The 24,930-nt window shown below is 69.8% G+C and carries 25 protein-coding genes and 1 pseudogene; 17 read left to right on the top strand and 9 right to left on the bottom strand.

Annotation, left to right across the window (positions count from 1 at the left end; translation table 11 throughout):
- Positions 1–43: 43 nt before the first annotated feature.
- The gene (locus tag EBE87_RS09785) at positions 44–496 is read left to right on the top strand and encodes an Lrp/AsnC family transcriptional regulator (protein WP_120639551.1); all 453 of its coding nucleotides are present in this window, start codon (positions 44–46) and stop codon (positions 494–496) included.
- A gap of 212 nt (positions 497–708) precedes the next feature.
- Here the strand turns inward: EBE87_RS09785 and EBE87_RS09780 are convergent, their stop codons facing one another.
- Positions 709–1,917 carry an MFS transporter gene (locus tag EBE87_RS09780; protein WP_120639552.1) on the bottom strand — a complete coding sequence of 403 codons (1,209 nt, stop codon included), beginning with the start codon at positions 1,915–1,917 and terminating at the stop codon, positions 709–711.
- A gap of 34 nt (positions 1,918–1,951) precedes the next feature.
- Positions 1,952–3,202, bottom strand: a complete 1,251-nt coding sequence (locus EBE87_RS09775; RefSeq protein WP_120639553.1) for a DNA polymerase IV — start codon at positions 3,200–3,202, stop codon at positions 1,952–1,954.
- 194 nt (positions 3,203–3,396) lie between these two features.
- Here EBE87_RS09775 and EBE87_RS09770 point away from each other — a divergent pair.
- Positions 3,397–3,774, top strand: a pseudogene (locus EBE87_RS09770) (YkvA family protein); the annotation flags it as partial.
- A gap of 74 nt (positions 3,775–3,848) precedes the next feature.
- On the opposite strand, the gene EBE87_RS09765 reads toward EBE87_RS09770, so the two are convergent.
- On the bottom strand, positions 3,849–4,478 hold the full coding sequence (locus EBE87_RS09765; protein ID WP_120639555.1) for a glutathione S-transferase family protein: 630 nt from the start codon (positions 4,476–4,478) through the stop codon (positions 3,849–3,851).
- Positions 4,479–4,570: 92 nt separating this feature from the next.
- On the opposite strand from EBE87_RS09765, the gene EBE87_RS09760 reads away from it, so the two are divergent.
- On the top strand, positions 4,571–4,894 hold the full coding sequence (locus EBE87_RS09760) for a hypothetical protein (protein WP_120639556.1): 324 nt from the start codon (positions 4,571–4,573) through the stop codon (positions 4,892–4,894).
- Here the strand turns inward: EBE87_RS09760 and EBE87_RS09755 are convergent.
- Positions 4,891–5,787: an ROK family protein gene (locus tag EBE87_RS09755; RefSeq protein WP_120639557.1), complete on the bottom strand. Its 897-nt coding sequence runs from the start codon at positions 5,785–5,787 to the stop codon at positions 4,891–4,893. The two genes, EBE87_RS09760 and EBE87_RS09755, sit on opposite strands and share 4 nt — an antisense overlap.
- 105 nt (positions 5,788–5,892) lie before the next feature.
- Here EBE87_RS09755 and EBE87_RS09750 point away from each other — a divergent pair, with 105 nt between their 5' ends.
- From EBE87_RS09750 to EBE87_RS09720, 7 genes are all read left to right on the top strand, one after another.
- Positions 5,893–6,141: a sulfurtransferase TusA family protein gene (locus EBE87_RS09750; protein ID WP_120639565.1), complete on the top strand. Its 249-nt coding sequence runs from the start codon at positions 5,893–5,895 to the stop codon at positions 6,139–6,141.
- Positions 6,138–7,082 (top strand): histone deacetylase family protein, encoded by a 945-nt coding sequence (locus EBE87_RS09745; protein WP_120639558.1) that lies wholly within the window; start codon positions 6,138–6,140, stop codon positions 7,080–7,082. Before EBE87_RS09750 ends, EBE87_RS09745 begins: the two co-directional genes overlap by 4 nt.
- 87 nt (positions 7,083–7,169) lie before the next feature.
- Complete coding sequence (locus EBE87_RS09740; protein WP_120639566.1) at positions 7,170–7,439, top strand: exodeoxyribonuclease VII small subunit; 270 nt, start codon at positions 7,170–7,172, stop codon at positions 7,437–7,439.
- Positions 7,436–8,332, top strand: coding sequence for a polyprenyl synthetase family protein (locus EBE87_RS09735; RefSeq protein ID WP_120639559.1), 897 nt, complete (start codon positions 7,436–7,438; stop codon positions 8,330–8,332). The genes EBE87_RS09740 and EBE87_RS09735 overlap by 4 nt, the downstream gene beginning before the upstream one ends.
- Positions 8,332–10,305 (top strand): 1-deoxy-D-xylulose-5-phosphate synthase, encoded by a 1,974-nt coding sequence (dxs, locus tag EBE87_RS09730; RefSeq protein WP_199707605.1) that lies wholly within the window; start codon positions 8,332–8,334, stop codon positions 10,303–10,305. The genes EBE87_RS09735 and dxs overlap by 1 nt, the downstream gene beginning before the upstream one ends.
- A complete protein-coding gene (locus tag EBE87_RS09725; protein ID WP_147426132.1) occupies positions 10,302–10,586 on the top strand; it encodes a hypothetical protein in 285 nt (94 codons plus the stop codon). The genes dxs and EBE87_RS09725 overlap by 4 nt, the downstream gene beginning before the upstream one ends.
- A 2-nt stretch (positions 10,587–10,588) precedes the next feature.
- A complete protein-coding gene (locus tag EBE87_RS09720) occupies positions 10,589–11,338 on the top strand; it encodes a TlyA family RNA methyltransferase (protein WP_120639561.1) in 750 nt (249 codons plus the stop codon).
- Positions 11,339–11,364: 26 nt separating this feature from the next.
- On the opposite strand, the gene EBE87_RS09715 is transcribed toward EBE87_RS09720, so the two are convergent.
- The 3 genes from EBE87_RS09715 to aroC all read right to left on the bottom strand — a co-directional run bounded on the left by EBE87_RS09715 (position 11,365) and on the right by aroC (position 14,188).
- Positions 11,365–11,514: a peptide chain release factor 1 gene (locus tag EBE87_RS09715; protein ID WP_120639562.1), complete on the bottom strand. Its 150-nt coding sequence runs from the start codon at positions 11,512–11,514 to the stop codon at positions 11,365–11,367.
- A gap of 142 nt (positions 11,515–11,656) precedes the next feature.
- Complete coding sequence (locus tag EBE87_RS09710) at positions 11,657–12,880, bottom strand: hypothetical protein (RefSeq protein WP_120639563.1); 1,224 nt, start codon at positions 12,878–12,880, stop codon at positions 11,657–11,659.
- A 201-nt stretch (positions 12,881–13,081) separates the two neighbouring features.
- On the bottom strand, positions 13,082–14,188 hold the full coding sequence (aroC, locus tag EBE87_RS09705; RefSeq protein ID WP_120639564.1) for a chorismate synthase: 1,107 nt from the start codon (positions 14,186–14,188) through the stop codon (positions 13,082–13,084).
- A 159-nt stretch (positions 14,189–14,347) separates the two neighbouring features.
- Between aroC and EBE87_RS09700 the strand changes: the two genes are divergently transcribed.
- From EBE87_RS09700 to EBE87_RS09675, 6 genes are all read left to right on the top strand, one after another.
- Positions 14,348–16,243, top strand: a complete 1,896-nt coding sequence (locus tag EBE87_RS09700; protein ID WP_122139973.1) for an extracellular solute-binding protein — start codon at positions 14,348–14,350, stop codon at positions 16,241–16,243.
- 7 nt (positions 16,244–16,250) lie between these two features.
- Positions 16,251–17,363, top strand: a complete 1,113-nt coding sequence (locus EBE87_RS09695; RefSeq protein ID WP_120639637.1) for a microcin C ABC transporter permease YejB — start codon at positions 16,251–16,253, stop codon at positions 17,361–17,363.
- A 1-nt stretch (position 17,364) separates the two neighbouring features.
- Positions 17,365–18,396: an ABC transporter permease gene (locus EBE87_RS09690; protein ID WP_120639636.1), complete on the top strand. Its 1,032-nt coding sequence runs from the start codon at positions 17,365–17,367 to the stop codon at positions 18,394–18,396.
- Positions 18,397–18,634: 238 nt separating this feature from the next.
- Positions 18,635–20,215, top strand: a complete 1,581-nt coding sequence (locus EBE87_RS09685) for an ABC transporter ATP-binding protein (RefSeq protein ID WP_120639635.1) — start codon at positions 18,635–18,637, stop codon at positions 20,213–20,215.
- Positions 20,216–20,226: 11 nt separating this feature from the next.
- A complete protein-coding gene (locus tag EBE87_RS09680; RefSeq protein ID WP_120639634.1) occupies positions 20,227–20,649 on the top strand; it encodes a hypothetical protein in 423 nt (140 codons plus the stop codon).
- Positions 20,650–20,828: 179 nt separating this feature from the next.
- Positions 20,829–21,857 (top strand): acyltransferase family protein, encoded by a 1,029-nt coding sequence (locus EBE87_RS09675; RefSeq protein WP_158600962.1) that lies wholly within the window; start codon positions 20,829–20,831, stop codon positions 21,855–21,857.
- Positions 21,858–21,884: 27 nt separating this feature from the next.
- Here the strand turns inward: EBE87_RS09675 and EBE87_RS09670 are convergent, their stop codons facing one another.
- Complete coding sequence (locus EBE87_RS09670; RefSeq protein ID WP_120639632.1) at positions 21,885–22,763, bottom strand: aldose 1-epimerase family protein; 879 nt, start codon at positions 22,761–22,763, stop codon at positions 21,885–21,887.
- A 279-nt stretch (positions 22,764–23,042) separates the two neighbouring features.
- On the opposite strand from EBE87_RS09670, the gene EBE87_RS09665 reads away from it, so the two are divergent.
- Positions 23,043–23,798 (top strand): GNAT family N-acetyltransferase, encoded by a 756-nt coding sequence (locus EBE87_RS09665; protein WP_120639631.1) that lies wholly within the window; start codon positions 23,043–23,045, stop codon positions 23,796–23,798.
- 22 nt (positions 23,799–23,820) lie between these two features.
- On the opposite strand, the gene EBE87_RS09660 is transcribed toward EBE87_RS09665, so the two are convergent.
- Positions 23,821–24,831 (bottom strand): polysaccharide pyruvyl transferase family protein, encoded by a 1,011-nt coding sequence (locus EBE87_RS09660; protein ID WP_120639630.1) that lies wholly within the window; start codon positions 24,829–24,831, stop codon positions 23,821–23,823.
- Positions 24,832–24,930 lie beyond the last annotated feature (99 nt).

Raw genomic sequence — 24,930 nt, 5'->3', positions numbered from 1 at the left:
TTCGGCCTGCTCAGCGCCGGATTCCGGCCTAGGTTGCCCGGCCATGCCGAAATCCGTCATCCTCGACCACTTCGACCACGCGCTGCTGCAGGCGGTGCAGCGCGATAATCAAACCCCCGCCCGCCTGCTGGCGGAACAGGTGGGCCTTTCCGAAAGCGCGGTGCTGCGGCGATTGCGGCGGCTGCGGCGGGAAGGGGTGATCACCGCCGATGTCGCGGTGGTGCATCCCGCCGTGCTGGGGCGGCCGCTCTGCATTCATGTGCTGGTATCGCTGGAGCGGGAAGGCGCTGCGCAGCTCGACGCCTTCATCCGCACGCTGCGGGCCCGGCCGGAAGTGCGGGAAGCCTGGTACGTCACCGGCGAGGCCGATTTCCTGCTGCACCTGCAACTGGCCGACATGGCGGAATACGACGCCTTCACCCGCGCCGTGTTCCACGAGGAGCCGAATGTGCGCGCCTTCCGCACGGTGATCGCGATGCGGCAGGTGGTGGGGTGAAGAAAGAAAAGGCCGGGGAAGGAATTCCCCGGACCCCATCTTCTTTCTTCGCGTTTTTCGTGGCGCGCCGGAGGTCTTGGACCTCCGGCGGCTGCGGGTTCAGCCCGTGTGGCCTTTGATTGAAAACATCACGGCAACCCCGCCGCTCGTTTCAGCCCGAACCCCAACTCGAAAAAGAAAGAAGGGGTCCAGGGGAATTCATTCCCCTGGCCTTACCGCGCCCGCCGCGTCGCGGAATAAATCAGCGCCGCCGCCGGCAATGCGAAGCCGACCCAGGCCGTGAGGTTCCAGCCGCCCCGCGCCATGGCCCAGCCGCCGAGTGCCGAGCCGATGGCGCCACCGATGAAGAAGACCGCCATGAACAGCCCGTTCACCCGGCTGCGGATGGCATCGCCGAGCCCGAAGACGGAGCGCTGGGACAGGATAAGGTTCAGCGTCACCGCCGCGTCCAGCAGGATGCCGGCCAGCACCATGGCCACCAGTGCCAGCGTGCCGGAGCCCAGCAGGGCGAGCGGGAAGGAGACGGCGCCGAGCGCCAGGGCGGCGAGCATGCCGCCGCGTGCCAGGGCGGGGCGCTTCTGCCCGGCATCGGCCAGGCGGCCAGCCATGGGGGCCACCACGGCGCCGGCGACGCCGGCGAGCGCGAAGAGGGCGATGCCACCCTGGCTGAAGCCGAAGTCCCGCGACAGGTGCAGCGGCATGGCGGTCCAGAAGAGGCTGAAGGCGCCGAAGAGCCCGGCATGGGCGAAGGCGCGGTGGCGCAGCACGGGCTGGGAGCGCCAGAGCCGCGCCATGGACAGCAGCAGGCCTCTGTAGTGCATGGCGGTCTGCGGCTGCCGGGCCGGCAGCACGCGCCAGAGCACCACGGCCAGCACCGCCATCAGCGCCGCCGAGATGAAGAAGACCGCGTGCCAGCCGGCGAAGCTGGTGATGAAGGAAGCCCCTGGCCGGGCCAGCATGATGCCCAGCAGCAGGCCGCTCATGACATTGCCGACGACGCGGCCGCGCACCGGCTCCGGCGCCAGATGCGCGGCATAGGGCACCAGGATCTGCGCCGCCACGGCGCAGGCGCCGGTGGCCAGCGAGGCCAGCAGGAAGGGCAGGGCGGAGGTGGAAAACGCGGCGATGGCCAGCGACACCGCGCAGGCGGCGACGATGCAGGCCACCAGCCGGCGGTTTTCCAGCAGGTCCCCCAGCGGCACCAGCAGCAGCAGGCCAAGGCCATAGCCCGCCTGGGCCAGGGTCACGATCAGCCCACCGGCCGAGGGCGAGAGACCCAGGGATTCACTGATGGGCCCGATCAGCGGCTGTGCGTAATAGAGATTGGCCACCAGCAGCCCGCAGGCGGTGGCGAGCACCAGCGTGAGCCAGAGCGGCATGGCGCGCGGCACGGCTTCGGCCGGGGCGGTGGATACGGACATGGAGACCTCCGGCTGATGCTGCGGCGCAGCAGGATTAACGCCCCCGGCCCTTCACCACCACATCCTCGCCAAACTTTGCCCGCAGCGCCTCGATGGCCTGCCAGCGGGCGGCGCGGCGCGGGGCCTCGGCATCCAGCAGGTCGCCACGGTCGGCGCTCCCGCCATCCACCAGCGGCTGGGCGCCGATGCCGATCAGGCGGAAGGCGGTGCCATCGGCCTCCTTCGCCAGCAGCGGGCGCGCGGCGGCGAAGAGCGTGTCCGGCAGCCTGGTGGCGGCATGCAGCCGGGCATGGCGGGTGCGCAGCGCGAAGCCGGCGGTCTTCAGCTTCAGTACCACGCCGCCGGCGGCGAAGCCCTGCTGCCGCAGCCGCCGCGCCAGCTTCTCGCACATCCGCCACAGCGGTATCTCCAGCGCGGCGAGGTCGGCGATGTCGCTCTCGAAGGTGGTCTCGGCGCTGATGGACTTGGTTTCGCGGTGGGGGTCCACCGGGCGGCTGTCCTCACCGCGCGCGCGGGCGGCCAGCGCCGGCCCATCCTCCCCGAAGCGCTGCGCCGCCTCCCGCACCGAAAGCTGCTGGAGCTGGCCCAGCGTGGAAAAGCCCTGCGCCGCCAGCTTGCGCGCCAGCACGGGGCCGACGCCGGGCAGCACCGTCACCGGCTCCGGCGCCAGGATGGCGGCGGCCTCCCTGGCGCCGATCACGGCGAAGCCGCGCGGCTTGTCCCGCTCCACCGCCAGCTTGGCCAGCAGCCGGTTGGGCGCCAGGCCCACCGAGATGGTGACGCCCACCTCCCGCTCCACCCGCAGCGCCAGCCCGGCCAGCACGGCGGCGGGCGGGCGCTTGTGCAGCGCCTCGGTGCCCGAGAGGTCCAGCACCGCCTCGTCGATCGACATGGGCTGCACCAGGGGCGTCAGGTCCTGCATCATGGCGCGGATGCGGTGCCCGGCCTCGGAATACTTGGCCATCTCCGGCTTCACCACCACCGCATCAGGGCAGAGCGAGAGCGCCTTGAACATCGGCATGGCGGAGCGCACGCCGCGCGTGCGGGCGATGTAGCAGCAGGCCGCCACCACGCCCCGCTTGCCGCCACCGACGATCAGGGGCTTGGCGCGCAGCTCCGGCCGATCCCGCTTCTCGACGCTGGCGAAGAAGGCGTCGCAGTCGATATGGGCGATGGAGAGCTGCGTCAGCTCGGCATGCGCCACGCGCCGGCGGCTGCCGCAACCCGCGCAGGCCGGGCCGGCGGCATCCGACAGGCTCAGGCAGTCGCGGCACAGCGTGGGCATGGGCGGCAGAATAGCATGGGCCAGGGAAGGGGGAACGGATGTTCCCGCGGCGGAAAGGCCGGGTGAACGAATCCCCCCGGAGCCCCATCTTCTTTTTCAGGCTGGGGTTCGCGCCGAGGCATGCAGCCGGCTGCCGCGATGAAGGATGCGGGCCGGCTGGCTGGCGAAGCCCCGGGAGGCATGGAGCAGGGTTGATGTGGCGGCGGATCAGGGAATGGGCGGGGTCCATCCGGCGGGACGTGCATGCGCTGTTCCTCGCGGCCCGCGACCCGCGCACGCCCTGGTATGCCAAGGCCTTCGCCCTGGCGGTCGCCGCCTATGCGCTGTCGCCCATCGACCTGATCCCGGACTTCATCCCGGTGCTGGGCTACCTGGACGAGGTGATCCTGCTGCCCCCGGCCATCCTGCTGGCCATCCGGCTGGTGCCGCCGGAGGTCATGGCAGAGCACCGTGCCGCCGCGATGCGGGCGCAGGGGCAGCCGTCCAGCCGCGCGGGAGCCGCGGCCATTGTGGGAATCTGGCTGCTGGTGGCGGCGCTGGTCTGGTGGTTCTGGCCACATGCGGCGCGGTAAGCCCGCGATGCGCCGAGGCTCCTCAACCCGAAGAAAGAAGAAGGGGGTCCGGGGGAATCATTCCCCCGGCCTTGCTACCCGAAATGCTTCCGCCACACCGGCCCCGCGCCCGGCCGCGCCGCCACGGCCCGCGGCAGCGCATCCAGGCGCGGGCAATGGCCGGGCAGCCATTCGTCGCCGCGCATCCAGCGCGTCAGGGCCGAGAGGTAGATATCCGCCAGGGAAAAGCGCCCGCCCAGGATGAAGGGATCGGGCGCGGCCTCGCGTTCCACCAGGGTCCAGATCTCCCGCCCCATCTCCTGCGCCCGCTGGCGCAGCACATCGGCCTGGGCGGGGTCGGGGTGGAAGCGCTCGGGGTAATCGTAGCGGGTGACGTGGGGGTAGAATTCGGCGGCCGCCAGCGTCATCCAGCGCAGGGCGCGGGCGCGGCCGGAATCGCCCGGGGGCGGCAGCAGGCCAGCCTCCGGGTGGCGGTCGGCCAGGGTCAGCAGGATGGCCAGGCTTTCCGTCATCACGGTGCCATCGGGCAGCACCAGGGTGGGGATGCGGCCCATCGGGTTGATGCGGCGGTATTCCTCCGCCAGCTGGTGGTCGCCTTCCAGCGGCACGGGGCGCAGCTCGAAGGGCGCGCCGATCTCCGCCAGCGCCATTTCGACGGTGGAGGAGCCGGAGCGGCGGTCGCCGTAGAGGATGTAGTTGGCCATGCGCCGCATCCTGCGGGGCGCGGCGGCAGCGCTGCCATTCACATCCCGGCTAGCGGCGGTGGCGGCGCGGGGCGATGTGCCATGCTGCGCCCATGCGGGTTCCTCCGGCGGCTTTCATCCTGAACGGCCTGGGCTGGGTGGTGATCCTGGCGCTGGTGGCGGCGGCCCTGGCGCTGGTGCGACTGCTGGGCTTTCCCGGCCTGCTGATCCTGGGGCTGCTCTGCTGCCTGATCTGCACCCGGGCGGAACTGTCGGAGGATGTGCCGAGCTGGGGCCGGCAGGTCTTCGCCGCCCGGATGGCGCGGGCGGGGGAGGCACCGGACCGCGCTGCCTTTCGCTTCTACCGGCGCTGCGGCTGCGTGCTGCTGCTGGCGGGGCTGGCCGGCACAGCCTGGCAGTGGTGGGGGATGCTCTAGTTCTTGTCCCAGAGCCGCGCGGCGCCGAAGACGCCGGAGGAATCGCCATGCCGCGCCCGCAGCAGCCGGGTGCGCCCGACATCGCCGAAGATGAAGGGCTGCATCAGCCCCGGCACCTCGTCGTAGATGCGCTGGAGGTTGCTGAGGCCCCCGCCCAGCACGATGGCGTCGGGGTCCAGCAGGTTGGTCACGCCAGCCAGGGCGCGGGCGAGGCGGCTGGTGAAGCGCGCCAGCGCGGCTTCCGCCGTGGCATCGCCACCGGCCGCCGCGGCGGTGATGCCGGTGGCGTCCCGCTGGCCCTCGCCGCGCCAGTCGGCGGCCAGGGCGGGGCCGCAGAGAAAGGTCTCCAGGCAGCCCGGCAGTCCGCACCAGCAGCGGGGGCCGGGGAATTCGGCGGGCGTCATCCAGGGCAGGGGGGTATGGCCCCATTCGCCGCCGACGCGGTTGTAGCCTTCCAGCAGCCGGCCATCGACCACCACGCCGCCGCCGCAGCCGGTGCCCAGGATCACCGCGAAGACCACGCCATGGCCGGCCCCGGCGCCATCGGCGGCCTCGCTCAGCGCCAGGCAATTGGCGTCGTTGGAAACCCGCACCGGGCGGCCCAGCCGCGCCGCGAGGTCGGCATCCAGCGCCCGGCCATTCAGGCACTGGGTATTGGCATTGCGCACCAGCCCGGTGGCGGGGCTGAGGCTGCCGGGGATGCCGATGCCGACGGAGGCGGCGGTGCCCAGCTCTTCCTCCGCCTGCCGCACCAGCCCGGCCATCATCCCCAGGATGCCGTCGTAGTCGCCGGGGGTGGGGGCGCGGCGGCGCAGCCGGACCTGGTCTGCCATGTCCAGCGCCACGATCTCCGTCTTGGTGCCGCCGAGGTCGATGCCGATGCGAAAGCTCATGCCCGCATCATAAGGCCAGGCCCCAGCCCGGGCGAGGCCAGCCCCGCGTGGGCCGCCATGCTTGCTCCCTTGCGCCGGCCCGCCGCCGGTGATCCATTGCCGGGCATGAGTGAGACAACGCTCGACGTCCAGGGACTGACCTGCCCGCTGCCGGTGCTGAAGGCCAACAAGGCGCTGCGCGCCCTGAAGCCCGGCGCCAAGCTGACGGTGCTGGCCACCGACCCTGCCAGCGTCGCCGATTTCCAGGCCTATTGCCGCGAGACGGGCCATGCCCTGGTCTCCTTCAGCGAGGCCGCCGGGACCTACCGCTTCACGCTGCGCAAGCGGGAGGATGCCGCCGCCAGCAAGCCATGACGCCCCTGGTGCTGCTGCTGACCCACCACGCCTGCCTCGGCCACGAGAATTTCGAGGACCATCCCGAATCCCCCGACCGCCTGCGGGCGGTGCTGGGGGCGCTGGAGGCCGAGGAATTTGCCGGCCTGCTGCGGGAGGTGGCGCCGGCGGCCACCGAGGCGCAGCTCAGGCTGGCCCATTCGCCCGGGCATGTGGAGCGCATCCTCTCCACCCGCCCGCAGCCCGGCCGCTTCGTGCCGCTGGATGGCGACACCGGCATGAACCACGCCAGCGCCGAGGCCGCCCTGCGCGCCGCCGGCGCCGGGGTGGCGGCGGTGGATGCGGTCTGCGCGCGTGAAGGGCAGGGTGGCGTCACCCGCGCCTTCTGCGCCGTGCGCCCTCCTGGCCACCATGCTGAGCCGGAGCGTGCCATGGGCTTCTGCTTCTTCGGCAATGCCGTGGTCGCCGCCCGGCATGCCCAGCGGGCGCATGGGCTGGGGCGGGTGGCGATCCTGGATTTCGATGTCCACCACGGCAACGGCACCCAGGCTGCGGTGGGGGGCGACCCTTCCATCCTCTTCGCCTCCACCCACCAGTCGCCCTGCTATCCCTTCACCGGCGCGGCCTCGGAAACCGGGGTGGGCAACCTGTTCAACGCGCCGCTGCCGCCGGGCTCCGGCAGCACGGAATTCCGCGCCGCCTGGGCGGAGACGCTGTTGCCGGCGGTGGAGCGCTTCGCGCCGGAGCTGATCGTGGTCTCCGCCGGATTCGATGCCCATGCGCGCGACCCGCTGGCGCAATTGCGATTGCGTGAGGCCGATTTCGGCTGGCTGACCGGTGAAATCTGCCGTATCGCCGACCGCTGCTGCGAAGGCCGGGTCGTCTCCATGCTCGAAGGCGGCTATGATCTGCATGCCCTGGCGGCCTCCACCGCCGCCCATCTGCGCGCGCTGATGGCCTGACACGACGCCCTCGCGTCACGTGAGTTCTTGAGGTTCCCCATGTCCGAGACGCCTTCGCAACCCTTCGCGGAGTCCGGCGCGCCGGCCCTGACCACCAGCGCGGCACCCGGCCGCCCCGCCGCCCGCGCCAGCAAGGCGGCGGCGGACGATGTCGCGAGCCTGTCCTTCGAGGCCGCGCTGGCCGAGCTGGACGGCATCGTGAAGAAGCTGGAAGGCGGCCAGGCGAAGCTGGAAGAAGCCATCGCCGACTATGAGCGCGGCGCCGCGCTGCGCCGCCATTGCGAGGCCAAGCTGGCCGAGGCGGAACAGAAGGTGCAGGCCATCGTCTCCGGATCCTCGCTGCGGGACATGGCATGAGCGCGGTGCTGGTGGAGGCGCTGCGCGAGGCGGCGGCCGAGATCGAGGACACGCTCGACACCCTGCTGCCGCCGGAGGAAGGGCCGGAAGCCAAGCTGGCGGCGGCCATGCGCTACGCCACCCTCGGCGGCGGCAAGCGGATGCGCGGCTTCCTGGTGCTGGAGAGCGCGAAGCCCTTCGGCGTGGCACGGGCCAGCGCGCTTCGCGTCGCGGCGGCGATCGAGATGCTGCACGCCTATTCGCTGGTGCATGACGACCTGCCGGCGATGGACAACGACGACCTGCGCCGCGGCAAGCCCACCACCCATATCGCCTTCGGCGAGGCCACGGCCATCCTGGCCGGCGATGCGCTGCAGGCGCATGCCTTCGCCATCCTGGCCGATGAGGATACCCATTCCGACTCCGCCGTGCGGATCGAACTGGTGCGGCGGCTGGCCATCGCCTCCGGCCCCCGCGGCATGTGCGGCGGCCAGATGCTGGACATGCTGGCCGAGGAAAGCAACGAGCCGCCGACCGAGGCCTCCATCGGCCGGCTGCAACTGCTCAAGACCGGCAAGCTGATCGAGTTCTCGGCCGAGGCCGGGGCGATCCTGGGCAAGGCGCCCTCGCAGCAGCGCCACGCGCTCTGCGCCTATGGCCGTGACCTCGGCGCCGCCTTCCAGATCGCCGATGACGTGCTGGATGCCACGGCCACCGCCGCCGAGACCGGCAAGGCCACCGGCAAGGATGCCGATGCCGGCAAGGCCACGCTGGTCGGCCTGCTGGGGCTGGACCGCGCTCGCTCCCAGGCGGAAAGACTGGTCGCCCAGGCGCGCGAGCACCTCGACAGCCTGGGGGAGCGTGCCGATCTTTTGCGGATGCTGGCTGACTACACCATCGACCGGAGGTCCTGATGGCCCAATCCCCGCCACCCGTGTCGCCCAACCTGCCGCCGGCGACGCCGCTGCTGGACCGTATCCGCACGCCGGCCGACCTGAAGAACTATTCGGCCGAGCAGCTCAAGCAGATCGCCGAGGAACTGCGGGCGGAGACGGTGCATGCCGTCAGCCAGACCGGCGGGCATCTCGGCGCCTCGCTGGGCGTGGTGGAGCTGACGGTCGCGATCCACGCGATCTTCGACACGCCCAAGGACCGGCTGATCTGGGATGTCGGCCACCAGGCCTATCCGCACAAGATCCTGACCGGGCGGCGGGACCGCATCCGCAGCCTGCGCCAGGGCGGCGGGCTTTCTGGCTTCACCCGGCGCTCCGAGAGCGAATACGACCCCTTCGGCGCCGCGCATTCCTCCACCTCCATCTCCGCCGGCCTCGGCATGGCGGTGGCGCGGGACATGCTGCGCCCGGGCGGCAAGCGCAACGACCAGAGCGTGATCGCCGTGATCGGCGATGGCTCCATGAGCGCGGGCATGGCCTATGAGGCCATGAACAACGCGGGCGCCATGCGCTCCCGCCTGATCGTGGTGCTGAACGACAACGACATGTCCATCGCGCCGCCCGTCGGCGCCATGTCGGCCTATCTGTCGCGCCTGATCTCGTCGCGCCCCTTCCTCAGCCTGCGGGACGTGATGGCGCGGCTCGCCCGCCGCTTCCCGGCGCCGCTGGAGCGCGCGGCGCGCCGGGCCGATGAATTCGCCCGCGGCATCCTGACCGGCGGCACGCTGTTCGAGGAACTGGGCTTCTATTACGTCGGCCCCATTGACGGCCATAACCTGGACCACCTGCTGCCGCTGCTGCGCAACCTGCGCGACGCCGATACCGGCCCGCCGGTGCTGCTGCATGTGGTGACCAAGAAGGGCAAGGGTTATCCGCCGGCCGAGGCCGCGCCGGACAAGTACCACGCGGTCGCCAAATTCAACGTCGTCACCGGGGCGCAGAACAAGGCGCCGCCGGGCCCGCCGACCTATACCGGCGTCTTCGCCAAGGCGCTGATCGCGGAAGCGGAGCGGGACGACCGCATCGTCGCCATCACCGCCGCCATGCCCTCCGGCACCGGGCTGGACCAGTTCCAGAAGCGCTTCCCGCGCCGCACCTTCGATGTCGGCATCGCCGAGCAGCATGCCGTGACCTTCGCCGCCGGCATGGCGACCGAGGGCATCAAGCCTTTCGTCGCGATCTATTCCACCTTCCTGCAGCGCGCCTATGACCAGGTGGTGCATGACGTGGCGCTGCAGAAGCTGCCCGTGCGCTTCGCGCTGGACCGCGCCGGGCTGGTGGGGGCCGATGGCGCCACCCACGCCGGCGCCTATGACATCGCCTATCTCGGCTGCATCCCCGAGATGGTGCTGATGGCCCCCTCCGACGAGGTGGAGCTGGCGCATATGGTGGCCACCGCCGCCGCGCATGACAGCGGCCCCATCGCCTTCCGCTTCCCACGTGGCGAGGGCTTCGGGCTGGAAGAGGTGCCGGCGCGCGGCACGGTGCTGGAGATCGGTAAGGGCCGCGTGCTGCGGGAAGGCGGCAAGGTCGCCCTGCTCTCCTACGGCACCCGGTTGCAGGAATGCCTGCGCGCGGCCGAGGAACTGGCGGCCCAGGGCCTGCCCTGCACGGTCGCCGATGCCCGCTTCGCCAAGCCGCTGGATACCGCGCTGGTGGAACGCCTGGCGCGCGAGCACGAGGTGCTGGTGACGCTGGAGGAGGGCTCGGTCTGCGGCTTCGGCGCGCTGGTGATGCAGCACCTGGCGACGCAGGGCATCTTCGATGCCGGGCTGAAGTTCCGCCCGATGTGCCTGCCGGATGCCTTCATCGACCACGACACGCCGAAGAAGCAGTACGAGGAGGCCGGGCTTTCGGCCGCCAGCATCGTCGCCACCGTGCTCGGCGCGTTGGGGGAGGCCAGGGGGACGGCGACCGCGCCGGCACGCGCGTGAGCATGATCGTCTTCGAGCTGTGGCACTACCAGCTCGGCCCCGACGTGGATGACGAGGAAGTGGACTGGGAAGAGGTGAACGGGCTGCGCATCGGCCTCTTCTCCACCCGCGCCATGGCCGAGGCGGCCCTGGAGGCGCGGCGCGACAAGGAAGGCTTCGTGGACTGGCCGGACGGCTGGCGCATCTGGGACTGCGAGCTGGACGAAGCCGGCTTCGAGGATGGCTTCCCCGGCTGGGAAGGCCCGCCCCCCGGCCCTGCCGCGCGCCCGAAGCTGCACTGAACATGGCCACCAAGATGCGCGCCGACCAGGCGCTGGTGGAGCGCGGGCTGGTGGAAACCCGCTCCCGCGCCCAGGCCCTGATCATGGCCGGCAAGGTCTTTTCCAATACCAGGCGGGTGGAAAAGCCGGGCCAGCCGGTGCCGGAGGATATGCCGCTGGAGGTGAAGGGCCAGGAACACCCCTGGGTCTCGCGCGGCGGCATGAAGCTGGCGCATGCGCTGGAATTCTTCGGCCTCTCGCCGGAAGGGCGGGTGGCGGTGGATGTCGGCGCCTCCACTGGCGGCTTCACCGATGTGCTGCTGCATGGCGGCGCCACCAAGGTCTATGCGGTGGATGTCGGCCATGGCCAATTGGCCTGGAAGCTGCGCAGCGACCCGCGCGTGGTGGTGCTGGAAAAGACCAATGCCCGCCGGCTGGATGCGACCCAGGTGCCGGAAGCGCCCGGCATCGTGGTCTGCGATGCCAGCTTCATCGGGCTGTCGACGGTGTTGCCCGCCGCCCTTTCCCTGGCCGCCCCCGGCGCCTGGGCGGTGGCACTGATCAAACCGCAGTTCGAGGCGGGGCCGGACAAGGTGGGGAAGGGTGGAGTGGTGCGCGACCCGGCCGTGCATGAGGCCGTCTGCGCCCATGTGCGCGACTGGTGGTCCGGATTGCCTGGGTGGGAAGTGCTGGGAATCGAGCCCAGCCCCATCCTGGGGCCGGAAGGCAACCGGGAATTCCTGATCGCCGCGCGTCGCGCGGGGGAAGGCTGAAGCCCTCCTCCGCGTGACGGCGGGAATCAGGCGGCCATGGGCTGCGGCGCCTGGCGCTCCGCGCCGGAAATTTCCTGCAGCAGAAGCCAGACGCGATGCGGGTCCATGCGAACCTCGGGGTCGTTCAGGAGCCGGTCCAGTTCAACCAGCTTGGCTTCCATCTCACGCTCGGACATCGGGTCCCTGCCTCGAAACGCATTGCAATGGTGACGCAATGCAGCATGACGGAAAAGGTTACCCTTTTCCTCATGATTTTTTTCTGAATGTATCGGGTCTTCGTAACGATCCCGCGATGAATGCCCCCGTCGCCGGTGCCCGTCAGCCGCAGGAGGTGATGGCGGGCCGCAGCACCGGGCAGGCGGCGGCGGCGTGGCCGGAATTGCGGAAGCGCAGCTCGCCTTCCGCCACGGCATCGGGCGGGGTGGCGCCGAACATCTCCAGCCGCGTCGCGAAGGCCGCCGCCACCAGCGGCCGGGCGCCGGGGCTGGTGAAGAAGCGGCGCACCGCGCCCTCCAGTTCCAGCGTGTCGCGCAGCGCGCGCCATTCCGGCCGCTCCAGGTCATCCAGGAACACCGAGAGGATGCCGGGCCGGCTGCCGCTGAAGCGGCTGGCGGCGGCCTGTTCCAGCCGCCGCACCGCCGCGCCGGAGACGGTATTGGCCTGCCCGGCCCGCGCCGCCAGCACAAAGACGCTGCCCGCCGCCGGGTCGCCGGTGACGGCCAGATGCGCATCGGGGCCGAATTGCGCGCGCAACTGGCGCGGCAGGTCGCGCTGGGCGGCCATGCGGGCGCCGGCCAGCATCAGCGGGTCCAGCTTGAGCACCGCCGCCGCCGAGGCATCCTGCCGCTTCTGTTCCGCCAGCAGGGTGGAGATGCGGCGCTGCAACTCGGACAGCTGCTCTGGCCCCTGGATGCCGTCGGGCAGCGTCATCTTCAGCAGGTAGCGGCCGGGATGCGCGGCCAGCCAGGTCTGCAGGTCGGGGTTGATGCCGTCCATCAGCGCGCACCAGTCGGTGCGGGGCAGGGCGCGGCCTTCCTCGGCCGAGACGGTCTCGCAGGCCAACTCCGCCTCCACCCCGCCGCGTTCCAGCAGCAGGTCATAGGAGGTGCCCTCGGTCAGGCCGGTGAAATGCACGGTGAAGCCGCGCGCCCGCTGCCGCGCCGCTTCCCGGAACAGGTGAAAGAGCGGGATCAGCGTCTGCTCGCCGGTCAGGCCTTCCAGCAACTGCTCCCGCAGCCGGGCACGCGGCGCCTCGGGCAGGGTATCGGAGAGGGCGACGGCATCGCGCGCCAGGTCCAGCAGCGCCTGCTCGGCGGCGCTGGGGGCGCGGCGGCCGTCCTCAGGGCGGGCCAGCCGGGCCAGGATCAGTTCCAGGGCGTGCCGTTGCTGCGCCGCCCGCCCGCGCCAGGAATGCGGCCGGGCGCGCAACGCCAGATCGGCCATCCGCCGTGACCATGCCGCCTCACCCGCCAGGCCCATGAAGGCCTGCCAGGGGGAGAGCCCTGGCGCGCTATCCTCGAAGGCGGGATCGGCGAGCGACATCGGCAGGCGCCTCTTTTCTCGGTGGCGAGACCCGAAGCCTAATCGGGTGCGCCTATGCAACGTCAAGCAGCCCGTTCAGGTTGTGCTTGAAGCGCGGCCTCGGCCGAAAAATCCGCTAAGGCGCGGAAAGGCGTGGCGAAACCTCCCGGCAGCCGCCGGGTGGGCTTCCGTTTTCACATCCGCTTGTGCGGCGGCCCCGCCTCAGTTGCGCGGCAGGCGGGCGCGGGCGGGGGCATCCGGGTTCTGCGCCCGGTGGCGCAGCAGGTGGTCGGCCAGCACGCAGGCCAGCATGGCCTCGCCCACCGGCACGGCGCGCAACCCGACGCAGGGGTCGTGGCGGCCCTTGGTGCGCATCTCGATCTCCTGCCCGAAGCGGTCCACCGAGCGGCGGGGCGTCAGGATGGAGGAGGTGGGCTTCACCGCGAAGCGCGCCACCACCGGCTGCCCGGTGGAAATGCCGCCCAGGATGCCGCCGGCATGGTTGGACAGGAACTCCACTTCCCCATCCGGTCCCATGCGCATCTCGTCGGCATTCTCCTCACCGGTCAGGGCGGCACTCGCGAAACCTTCGCCGATCTCGACGGCCTTGACGGCATTGATGCTCATCAGCGCGGCGGCGATCTCGGCATCGAGCTTGCCGTAGAGGGGGGCGCCGAGGCCCACCGGCACGCCCTCGGCCACTACCTCGATCAGCGCGCCCAGGCTGCTGCCGGATTTGCGCGTCTCGGCCAGCAGGGCTTCCCAGCGCTCCGCCGCCACGGGGTCGGGGCAGAAGAAGGGGTTCCGCTCCACCTCGGCCCAGTCGAAGCGGCCGCGGTCGATGATATCCGGCCCCATCTGCACCAGGGCGCCGCGCAGCCGCACCGTATCCCCCAGCACCTTGCGGGCGATGGCCCCGGCGGCGACCCGCACCGCCGTCTCCCGCGCGCTGGACCGCCCGCCGCCGCGGTAGTCCCGCACGCCGTATTTCAGGTGGTAGGCCAGGTCGGCATGGCCGGGGCGGAAGGTATCGGCGATGTCGCCGTAGTCGCGGCTCCGCTGGTCGGTGTTCTCGATGATGAAGGCGATGGGCGTGCCGGTGGTCAGCCCCTCGAAGACGCCGGACAGGATGCGGACCTGGTCCGCCTCCTGCCGCTGCGTCACGAACTTGGACTGGCCGGGGCGGCGGCGGTCCAGGAAGGGCTGGATATCGGCCTCGCTCAGCGACAGGCCCGGCGGGCAGCCGTCCACCACGCCGCCAATGGCCGGCCCATGGCTCTCACCCCAGCTGGTGACGCGGAAGAGATGGCCGAAGCTGTTGTGCGACATGGGCGGGCGGGGGTTCTCTGTGCGGATAAGGCTCGGGCGTCTTATGCGGGAAGGGTGGGGGCAGGGGAAGCCCGCCCCCGTTACGCTGAAACATGACGTTGCCGTCGAGGCGCGCGGGAATGGTTGTCCTGCGGCGCCGGAAGCCACATCCTATCGCCCATGCGCCGACGTCATCTCCTTGCTTCCGGTCTTGTTCTCGCCAGCAGCGGGTTGGCCCTCGCCGCCCGCGCGCAGGGCAGCGCGCCCGCCGCCCCCGCCACCCCGGCCGCGCCCGCCGCGCCGGTGGCGGGCGAGATGCGCCGCACCCATGCGCTCTCCCTGCTGGGCGAGCCCGGCCTGCCGGCCGATTTCCCGCACTGGCCCTGGGTGAACCCCAATGCCCCCAAGGGCGGCGAGATGGTGCTGGCCGCCATCGGCTCCTTCGACAGCCTGAACCCTTTTATTCTTCGCGGCACGGCGGCGGGTGCGGTGGTGCGGATCTACGACACCCTGCTGGCCCCCAGCATGGACGAGGCCAGCACCGAATACGCCCATCTCGCCGCCTCCATCGAGGTGCCGGCGGACCGGCGCGGCGTCACCTTCGTGCTGCATGACAAGGCGCGCTGGCACGATGGCAAGCCCGTCACCGCCGATGACGTGGTCTGGACCTTCAACGCGCTGCGCGAGAAGGGCCGCCCCTTCTACCGTGCCTATTGGGGCGACGTGGCCGAGGTGGTGGCGGATGGCCCGAAACGTGCCGTCTTCCGCTTCTCCACCGACCAGAACCGCGAGCTGGGGCTGATCCTGGGCCAGATGCCGGTGCTGCCGAAGCATTTCTGGGAGGGCAAGGATTTCGCCCAGCCCGGGCTGGAAGTGCCGCTGGGCTCCGGCCCCTACAAGGTGGAACGCTTCGAGGCCGGGCGCTCCATCGTGCTGAAGCGGGTGCCCGACTATTGGGGCCGCGACCTGCCCACCATGAAGGGCACCAACAACCTCGATACCCTGCGCTACGAGTATTTCCGCGACGCCACCGTGGCCTTCCAGGCCTTCAAGGCCGGGCAGGTGGAGTTCCGTCAGGAGAATATCGCCAAGGACTGGGCCACCGCCTATGACTTCCCCGCCGTGCGGCAGGGGCAGGTGAAGCGCGACGAGATCCGCCACGAATTGCCCACCGGCATGCAGGGCTTCGCCATGAACACCCGCCGCCCGCTGTTCCAGGACCGGCGGGTGCGCGAGGCGCTGGGGCTGATGTTCGACTTCGAATGGATGAACGCCAACCTCTTCTACGGCAGCTACACGCGCACGAGTTCCTATTTCTCCAATTCCGAGCTTGCCGCCACCGGCCTGCCCTCCGAGGGCGAGCTGCTGATCCTCTCCGCCTTCCGGGGCCGGGTGCCGGAGGAGCTGTTCACCAGTGAGTTCCGCGTCCCGGTCTCGGACGGCCAGAACAGCAACCGCGAGGCCGCCCGCAAGGCCCTGGGGCTGCTGAAGGATGCCGGCTGGACCGTGAAGGACCGCAGGCTGGTCAATGAGCAGAACCAGCCCTTTGCCTTCGAGATCCTGCTGGACAGCCCGACCTTCGAGCGCGTGGCGCTGCCTTACGTGCAGTCCCTGCAGCGCCTGGGCATCGAGGCCCGCGTGCGCACGGTGGATGCCGCGCAGTACCAGAAGCGCACCGACGAATTCGACTTCGACATGACGGTGGACCTGATCCCGCAGTCGCTCTCCCCCGGCAATGAGCAGCGGGATTTCTGGAGCAGCGAAAAGGCCAAGGAGCCGGGCAGTCGCAACCTGATCGGCGTCTCCGACCCCGTGGTGGATGCGCTGGTGGAGCTGGTGGTCAATGCCCCGGACCGTCAGGCGCTGATCGACCGCTGCCGCGCGCTCGATCGCGTGCTGCTCTGGAGCTATTACGTGGTGCCGCACTGGCACAGCCGGGTCTTCCGCGCCGCCTGGTGGGACAAGTTCGGCCGGCCGGAGCGCAACCCGCGCTATGGGCTGGACCTGATGAGCTGGTGGGTGGAGCCGGCGCGCGACCGCGCCCTGCCGGCCGACCGCAAGACGATGGCGCAGTAGCCGACGCGTGGGCGCCTATCTCCTCCGCCGGCTGGCGCTGCTGGTGCCGACGCTGTTCGGCATCATCCTGATCAATTTCGCCGTCGTGCAATTCGCCCCCGGCGGGCCGGTGGAGCAGATGCTGGCGGAGCTGCGCGGCCAGGGCGGCAGCGCCATCGGCCGCCTCTCTGGCGAGGGCGGCGGCGAGGTCCGCGTCCCGGGTGGCGGGGGCGGCGGAGGGGGAGGTGGCGGCCCGGTCGGCACCTATCGCGGCGCGCGCGGGCTGGACCCCGCCGTGGTGGCCGAGATCGAGCGCGCCTTCGGCTTCGACAAGCCGGCGCATGAACGCTTCTGGACCATGCTGAAGGGCTACCTGCGCTTCGACTTCGGCCAGAGCCTGTTCCAGGGCCGCCCGGTGCTGGACCTGCTGCTGGAGAAGCTGCCGGTCTCGGTCTCCCTCGGCCTCTGGTCCACGCTGCTGATCTATTTCATCTCCATCCCGCTCGGCATCGCCAAGGCGGTGCGGGATGGCTCGCGCTTCGATTTCTGGACCTCGGCCGCCGTGCTGGTGGGCTATGCGGTGCCCGGGTTCCTCTTCGCCATCCTCCTCGTCGTGCTCTTCGCCGGCGGGTCCTTCCTGCAGATCTTCCCGCTGCGCGGCCTGACCACATCGGGCTCCGCCGACTGGCCCTTCTGGCAGCGCGCGCTGGATTACGGCTGGCACATGGTGCTGCCCACCATCTCGCTCGTCATCGGCGGCTTCGCCAGCCTGACCATGCTGACCAAGAACAGCTTCATGGACGAGATCGGCAAGCAATACGTCCTTTCCGCCCGCGCCAAGGGGGCGGGGGAAAAGCGCGTGCTTTATGGCCATGTCTTCCGCAACGCCATGCTGCTGATCATCGCCGGCTTCCCCGCCGCCTTCATCGGCATCCTCTTCACCGGCGCGCTGCTGGTGGAGATCGTCTTCTCGCTCGATGGCCTGGGCCTGCTGGGCTTCGAGAGCGCCATCCGCCGCGACTACCCGGTGATGTTCGGCACCCTCTACATCTTCACCCTGCTGGGGCTGGTGATGCAGATCATCGGTGACATCACCTATACCCTCATCGACCCGCGCATCGACTTCGAGGCACGGCGCTGACATGACGCCCATTCTGCGCCGTCGCCTGCAGAACTTCCGCGCCAACCGGCGCGGCTGGGTCTCCCTCTGGATCTTCGCGGTGCTGTTCGTGCTGACGCTCGGCGCCGAATTCGTCGCCAACGACCGCCCCATCGTCGCCCGCGTGGAAGGCAAGTGGTTCTTCCCCGTGCTGCGCAGCTACGCGGAAAGCGACATCCTTTCCGACGGCTTCCCCACCGAGGCTGTCTGGCGCGACCCCATCCTGCGCGAGGAAATCGAGAAGCGCGGCTGGGCCATCTGGCCCGCCGTGCCCTATCGCTATGACACCATCATCCGCGACCTCGGCCAGCCCGCGCCCTCGCCCCCTTCCTGGCGCAACCCGCTGGGCACCGACGACCAGTCGCGCGACGTGCTCGCCCGCATCATCTGGGGCTTCCGCATTTCCGTCCTCTTCGGCTTCGCGCTGACCCTGGCCAGTTCCGTCATCGGCATCCTGGCCGGCGCGGTGCAGGGCTATTACGGCGGCTGGGTCGATCTCGGCTTCCAGCGCTTCATCGAGATCTGGTCCGGGATGCCGCAGCTTTTCCTGCTGATCATCCTCTCTTCCATCATCGAGCCCGGCTTCTGGACGCTGCTGGTCTTCCTGCTGCTGTTCTCCTGGATGGCGCTGACCGGCGTGGTGCGCGCCGAATTCCTGCGCGGCCGCAACCTGGATTACGTGCGCGCCGCCAAGGCACTGGGCGTTTCCGACAGCCGCGTCATGCTGCGCCACATCCTGCCCAATGCCATGGTGGCCACGCTGACCTTCCTGCCCTTCCTGCTCTCGGGCTCCGTCACCATCCTGGCCTCGCTCGACTTCCTCGGCTTCGGCCTGCCGCCGGGCTCGCCCTCGCTGGGCGAACTGGTGAACCAGGGCAAGAACAACCTGCAGGCGCCCTGGCTGGGCATCACCGCCTTCGTGGTGCTGGGCGGCGTGCTGACCCTGCTGATCTTCATCGGCGAGGCGGTGCGCGACGCCTTCGATCCGCGCAAGCTGCCGGGAGGCGAGCGATGATGCTGTGGAAGAGAAAGACTGGGGTGGAAAGTCCACCCCAGACCCCGCTTCGAGTTGGAGCGGGCTGCACCGCCCGTGCCGCCACGACCCACCGCAGCGCGCGCGGCCCGGTGGGGATGATGTTCAAAGACCTCTCGCAGCCCGCCCGCGCTGCCGCCTCCGCCGAAGCACCAATGCGAAGCGGGGTCTGGGGTGGACTTTCCACCCCAGCCTTCTCGTCCTTCCTGGCGCCAGCGGCATGAAGCCTATCCTCGAAGTCCAGGACCTGTCCGTCGCCTTCCGCGGCCAGGAGGTGGTGCGCGAGGTCAGCTTCAGCGTCTCGCCCGGCCAGACGGTGGCGCTGGTCGGCGAATCCGGCTCGGGCAAGAGCGTCACGGCGCTGTCCTGCCTGCGGTTGTTAGGATCGGGCGGCACCAATCCGGCGGGGCGCGTGTTGCTGGATGGCACCGACGTGCTGCAGGCCAGCCCGGCCGAGTTGCAGCGGCTGCGCGGCAGCGTGGCGGGCATGGTGTTCCAGGAGCCGATGACCTCGCTGAACCCGCTGCACAGCATCGGCCGCCAGGTGGGGGAGGCGGTGACGCTGCACCAGCCCCTGCGCGGCGCGGCGCTGCGGGCGCGGGTGATCGCGTTGCTGGAGCGTGCGGGGCTGCCGGACCCGGCGCGCCGGCTGGATGCCTTTCCGCACCAGCTTTCGGGTGGGCAGCGGCAGCGCGTGATGATCGCGGCGGCGCTGGCCAATGACCCGAAGCTGCTGATCGCGGATGAGCCGACCACGGCGCTGGATGTCACCATCCAGGCGCAGATCCTGGAACTGCTGGGCCAGTTGAAGCAGCGCCTGAACATGGCGATGCTGCTGATCACGCATGACCTGTCCATCGTGCGGCGGCATGCGGACCATGTGGTGGTGATGCGCCATGGCCGGGTGGTGGAGCAGGGGCCGGCGGCGCAGGTGCTGGGTGACCCGCAGCACGAATACACAAAAATGCTGCTGGCGACGGAACCGCGCGGGAAGCCGGAGCCGGTGCCGCCCAGCGCCCCCGTGGTGCTGGAGGCTGAGCAGATAAAAGTGCATTTCCCGATCCGGCGCGGGCTGCTGCGGCGGAAGGTCGGCGAGGTGCGCGCGGTGGACGGCGTCTCCTTCAATCTGCGGGAGGGCGAGACGCTGGGGCTGGTGGGGGAAAGCGGTTCCGGCAAGACCACGCTGGGGCTGAGTCTGTTGCAGCTGGAGCGCGGCGAGGGTCTGGTGCGATTCGAGGGCCAGCCGATCCAGGGCCTGTCCCGCGCGCAGTTGCGGCCCTTGCGGGCACGGATGCAGGTGGTGTTCCAGGACCCCTATGGCTCGCTTTCTCCGCGCATGAGCGTGGCGGAGATCGTGGAGGAGGGGCTGGCGGTGCATGCCCCGGAACTCAGCCGGGCGCAGCGGGAAGCGCGGGTGAAGGGGGCGCTGGAGGAGGTGGGGCTCGACCCCGCCACGGCCACGCGCTACCCGCATGAATTCAGCGGCGGGCAGCGGCAGCGCGTCGCCATCGCCCGTGCGCTGGTGCTGAACCCGCGCCTGCTGGTGCTGGACGAGCCGACCAGCGCGCTGGATGTCTCGGTGCAGGCGCAGGTGGTGGAACTACTGCGCGGCCTGCAGGCGCGGCACAGGCTCGCTTACCTCTTCATCAGCCACGACCTGCGGGTGGTGCGGGCCATGGCGCACCGGATCATGGTGCTGAAGGGCGGCAAGGTGGTGGAGAGCGGCGATGCCGATGCGGTGTTGCGCGCCCCGCGAGAGGCCTATACCCAGGCCCTGATGCGCGCAGCCTTCGAAGTGTGAGCCAGGAGCCTATGACGGAATTGGAAGCCCTCCGCGGCATGATCGACCGTGGCGAGGTGCAGCTCGGCGTGCATATCCGCAAGATGAACACCCCGGGCTCCCCGGTCTATCACCAGGGCGAGAATGTCTGGCCGCTGTCGCTGCTGCTGGTGGCCAGCCTGCTGGGCATCTGGCTGGTGCATTTCTATGTCGGCGCGCTGATCCTGGCGGTGGGCACCATCTACTGGGTCATGAAGATCCAGCCGCGCGTGAAGGCTGGCGTCTTCGAGCGCAGCGCCGCCCTGGCGCTGGAGAACGAGGCCAATTTCGACGCGCTCTGGGCCAAGGATGCGCTGACGCTCTATGCCAAGCTGCCCGATGGCACGGAGCGCGCGGCGGCCCGCAAGCATGACTGGCGCGCCTTTGTGCGCAACATGCCGAACAGCGGCTTCTAAACCTTCTGGTTAGTATCTGGCGAAGTGGCGGATAAAAATCAGATTATCCACGCCACTTCGTCTCATTTTTGCATCTTTTTTACGTTGATGTAACGAATTCGGCATGCACTTCTGCGCCTGGAGGTGCGGATATGCTGTTTGGTCTGTTTGGGAAAGTTGAGGCGAGCCAACCGCGGAGATTGTCAGGGATTGAGGCCGGGCGCGGCATCGCGGCTGTTCTGGTGATCCTCTACCACACGGTATTGCACCTCAATCAAGCCACCGCTGTGCCGGCACTCAAGGCGGTACTGCAGTTTGGCCATGCCGGGGTGGATTTCTTCTTCGTCATCAGCGGCTTCATCATTTTCTTCGTGCATTCCGCCGATATCGACCGGCCGGAGCAGATCCGGCGCTATGCCAGGCAGCGCTTCACGCGGCTGATGCCGACCTACTGGGTGGCCCTGGCGCTGGCGATGGTCATGGCCGCGCTGGGCAGCCATGGCATGCCCTCCACCGCCACCTTCCTGCGGTCCTTCACCTTGTTGCCCCTGGACGGCGAACTGCTGGTGGGCGTGGCCTGGACGCTGAAGTTCGAAGTGCTGTTCTACCTGATCTTCGCCGTGCTGATCGTGAGCCGCCATGCCGGCCTGACGGTGCTTGCCGCCTGGCTAGCCGGCATCGTCACCATGGCCGGCCAGGAAGGCGAAGGCCTTCTGCCTGCCATGGTCTTCAGTCCCTACAACCTCGAATTCCTGTTCGGTATCGCGGCCGCCTGGCTGTTCCGCTCCGGCGCCATTTCCTCACCCCGCCTGGTCCTGACGCTGGGGCTGGGCGCTTTCGGCCTGGCCAGCGGGCTGGAGAACATGGCGCTTCTGGATGGCTATGGCACCACGGCGCGCTTCGCCTATGGCCTGCCTTCGGCCCTGATCGTGCTGGGCCTCGCGGAAGCGGAACGGCGGAACCTGCTCCGGGTCCCCACGCCCCTGACGATCCTGGGCTCCGCCTCCTATTCGCTCTACCTCTTCCACATTCCGTGCATCGGCGTGGCCTGGCAGGTCATGCTGCTGACGAAGCTGAACCTGCACCTGCCGCCCTTTCCGCAGTTCGTCCTGCTGGCGCTGAGCGGCATCCTGGGCGGGCTGGTGATGTGGGCCGTGGTCGAGCGGCCGCTGATTCACATGCTGCGCCAGCGCAAGCGTCCTGGGCTCAACCCGCTGCCCGCGGGATGAGGCCTTCGTGCCAGCCTGGCGCCCTGGCTAGACCGCCACGCGCCAGGTGAAGTCGCGGCTCTCGCCCGGCGGCAGCAGCAGGATGCCGGGCTTTTCCGCGATCTCGCCGTCCCAGCCCACCGGGCTGGCCATGCTGAACCAGGGTTCGATGCACAGGAAAGGGGCGCCCCCCGGCTTGGACCAGATGCCGAGGTCCTTGAAGCCTTCCCAGGAGACGGTGATGGCCTTGGCGACCTCGCCTTCCGCCCCCGGGGCCACGAAGCGCACCGAGCGGCTGGCGACACCCGGCATCACCAGCGCGTCCTGCGCGAAGAGGTCCGGGGAAAGCGGCAGCACGCGGCCATCGAAGGGCAGCGGCTTTTCCGTCCCCAGCAGCGCATCCTGCACCGACAGCGCGGGGCCGGTCTCGCGGGCATCGAATTCCAGCAGATGGGCTTCCTTGGCCACCCCGGCCGCCAGCGGCCAGCGGAAGGCGGGATGCGCGCCGACGCCGCAGGGCAGCACCGCATCGCCGGGGTTGGTGACGCGGGTGGTGACGGAAAGCGTGGAACCCTCCGCCGCGTAGATCATCTCCAGCCGGAAAGGGAAGGGATAGGCGGCGCGGGTGGCCTCGCTGTCTTCCAGCCGCAGCACGGCGCGGTGCGCCTCGCGCTCCGCCCAGGTGAAGAGGCTGTCGCGGGCGAAGCCATGCTGCGTCACGCGGTATTCCCGGCCCGCGTGGCGCAGGGTATCGCCGGCCAGCTTGCCCACCACGGGAAACAGCACGGGGGCATGGCGCGGCCATTCCGGTCCGGCCTGCCAGAGCAGTTCCTCGCCCTCGCCGTCGCGCAGGCTGCAAAGCTCCGCGCCCTCCGGCTTGATGGTGGCGGTGATCCCCGCCGTGCCGATGCTGTGCCGATCGCTCATGCCGCGCCTCCTGCCGGGCGGGCGCGGGTGTCCGGCGGCCCGCTCATCCGCCGGTGCTTGTGCCGCAAAGGGCCGCCCGCGCCAAGGCGGGGGGCCTTCACAGGATGGCGGGTTCAGGCGGGTGGATGCAGTGCATCCAGCGCCTGCTCGGCGCCTTGGCGGTCGTGCCGGTCCAGCGCCTGCGCGGCGGTGAGCTCGCGGCCACCGGTTGACACCCGCGCGTTACGGCGGCACCGGCTGAGCCACGGGCGCCGAACCCGTGCCCTGCCGGAGACGCCGATGCCCGAACCCAGTGTGACGCAGCTCGAACTCGCTTCCCATTCCGCAGTGCCGGCGGCGCGCACCGGCTTCGACGGGCCCTTCCTGCTGCGGGCCTTCCTGGGCGGCACCGGGCGCGCCAATGCCACCAGCTCCCTGTCCGCCGCGCCGGACCCGGAGCTGGAGGCGCGCATCACCCGCATCGAGGCGCATTACGCGCGGCTGGGCCTGGCCGCCCGCTTCCGTTCCACGCCGCTGGACCCGCCGGGGCTGACCGAAGCGCTGGAAGCGCGCGGCTACCGCGCGGACAAGGGCTCGGTGGTCATGGCCGGCCCCATCGGCTTCGCCGCCGAAGACCCGGCGGCGCAGGCCCTGCCGGCGCCGGACGAGGACTGGCTCTCCGTGATCGCCACCGCCGATTACCAGACCCCGGCGCGGCGGGAGGAAAAGACCCGTGCCCCGGCGCTGATGATGGTGCCCGCCGCCTGGATGCTGCTGCGCCTCGACGGCCGCCCGGCGGCCACGGCGCAGGTGGCGGCGGATGGAACCCTGGCCGGCCTCTTCGACGTGGCGGTGCATCCGGACTTCCGCCGCCAGGGGCTGGGACGGCGCGTGCTGGGCGCCGCGGTGGCCTGGGCGGCGGCACAGGGGGCGGAGACGGCCTGGCTGCAGGTCTCGGCCGATAACGCACCGGCCATCGCGCTCTACCGCCAACTCGGCCTGCGGGAGATGTATCGCTACCGGTATTTCTTGCAGGCCCCGACATCACCGTCCTGAGGAAGGCTATGCCAAGTGGCTTTCACCAGGGCACCTGCTCTGCCTTGGCCTCGTCCAGATCCCACTGGATGGCCCTGATGTCGACGGAAGGCTCGAAAGGGAAGGCTTCCAAGAAATTGGTCTCATGACGGTGAGTGAAAGGCTCGTAATGAGCATCGATCGCCGCGATGACCTTATCCCATTGGGTCTCCTCATGCTCATCCCCACAAAAGACGGGAAGCTTCTTCCGCCCGCCGCCCGCATAGAAGTCGGCAACGCGGTGATCTACGAACCTAGAGTCCCGCTCCACATCAGCGATCCTGACTCCGCCGCTACCAAGCGGAAAGTAAATGCATGGAATGCGATACGCATCCGCGATGATGAGGCCATGGAAGGAGGTGGTGATGATCCTCTTACAGGAGAGCATCTCCTCGAACTTGCTCTTGAATCCTGCCCAGCTGGCGTCGTGGAAGGTATTAAACAGCCTGATCCCATCGGTCTCTGAGGCGCGGAAGCGTTTGGCGCCAGGGCGTAGGTCAACTTCCGGAGTCTTGCTGGCCATCGCGGAGATATGCGGGATGACGCCCAGCTCGTATTTCTTCTCGATGCCGTAGTCGCTGATGATGCGCGGCATGTACCAACCTGCGTCGCCGAAGATCGGCGGGACATGCAAGCCGGCCTGCAGCATGACCTGACGGGTATGCGAGCCACGAACCGCATGGACCACGTAATTTGTGTCGGGCGCCGCTGCAAAGGCCGCCATGCGATCGCCGAAGGCCCGGCGCCCTGCGTCGAGCCCCGTGCCCCAGAGATGTACGGTTGATCCACGCATGTTCTGCGCGATGGTGCCTACCGCAACCAAACGGGGCGCTTTGGTCGTGAAGCCCTGATGGGCGATCGGGCATCCCGACAGCACCGCGACTGCCAAGCTGCTCAACGAGTCGCCTAGATTGCCGATACGGCTCTGTGTAGAACGCACCCAGACCAGGGGAATCTTGCGGCCAAGACGATTCGCCTCGTCTTCCAAATCTAAATAATGGCTCCGAGGAAGCATCCTGGCTGTAACTCCTAGTGTAAGGTTGGTGGCCCTGGCTTAGCCACAGAGTGTCCGGTACGCTCAAGGACGCGGGCTGCCGAGTAGCGGCCCGCTTCT

Source organism: Teichococcus wenyumeiae (assembly GCF_003696345.1).
Lineage (GTDB): Bacteria > Pseudomonadota > Alphaproteobacteria > Acetobacterales > Acetobacteraceae > Pseudoroseomonas > Pseudoroseomonas wenyumeiae.
Note: the sequence above shows the minus strand (reverse complement) of the source record. Positions and strands in the feature narration are given on the sequence as shown.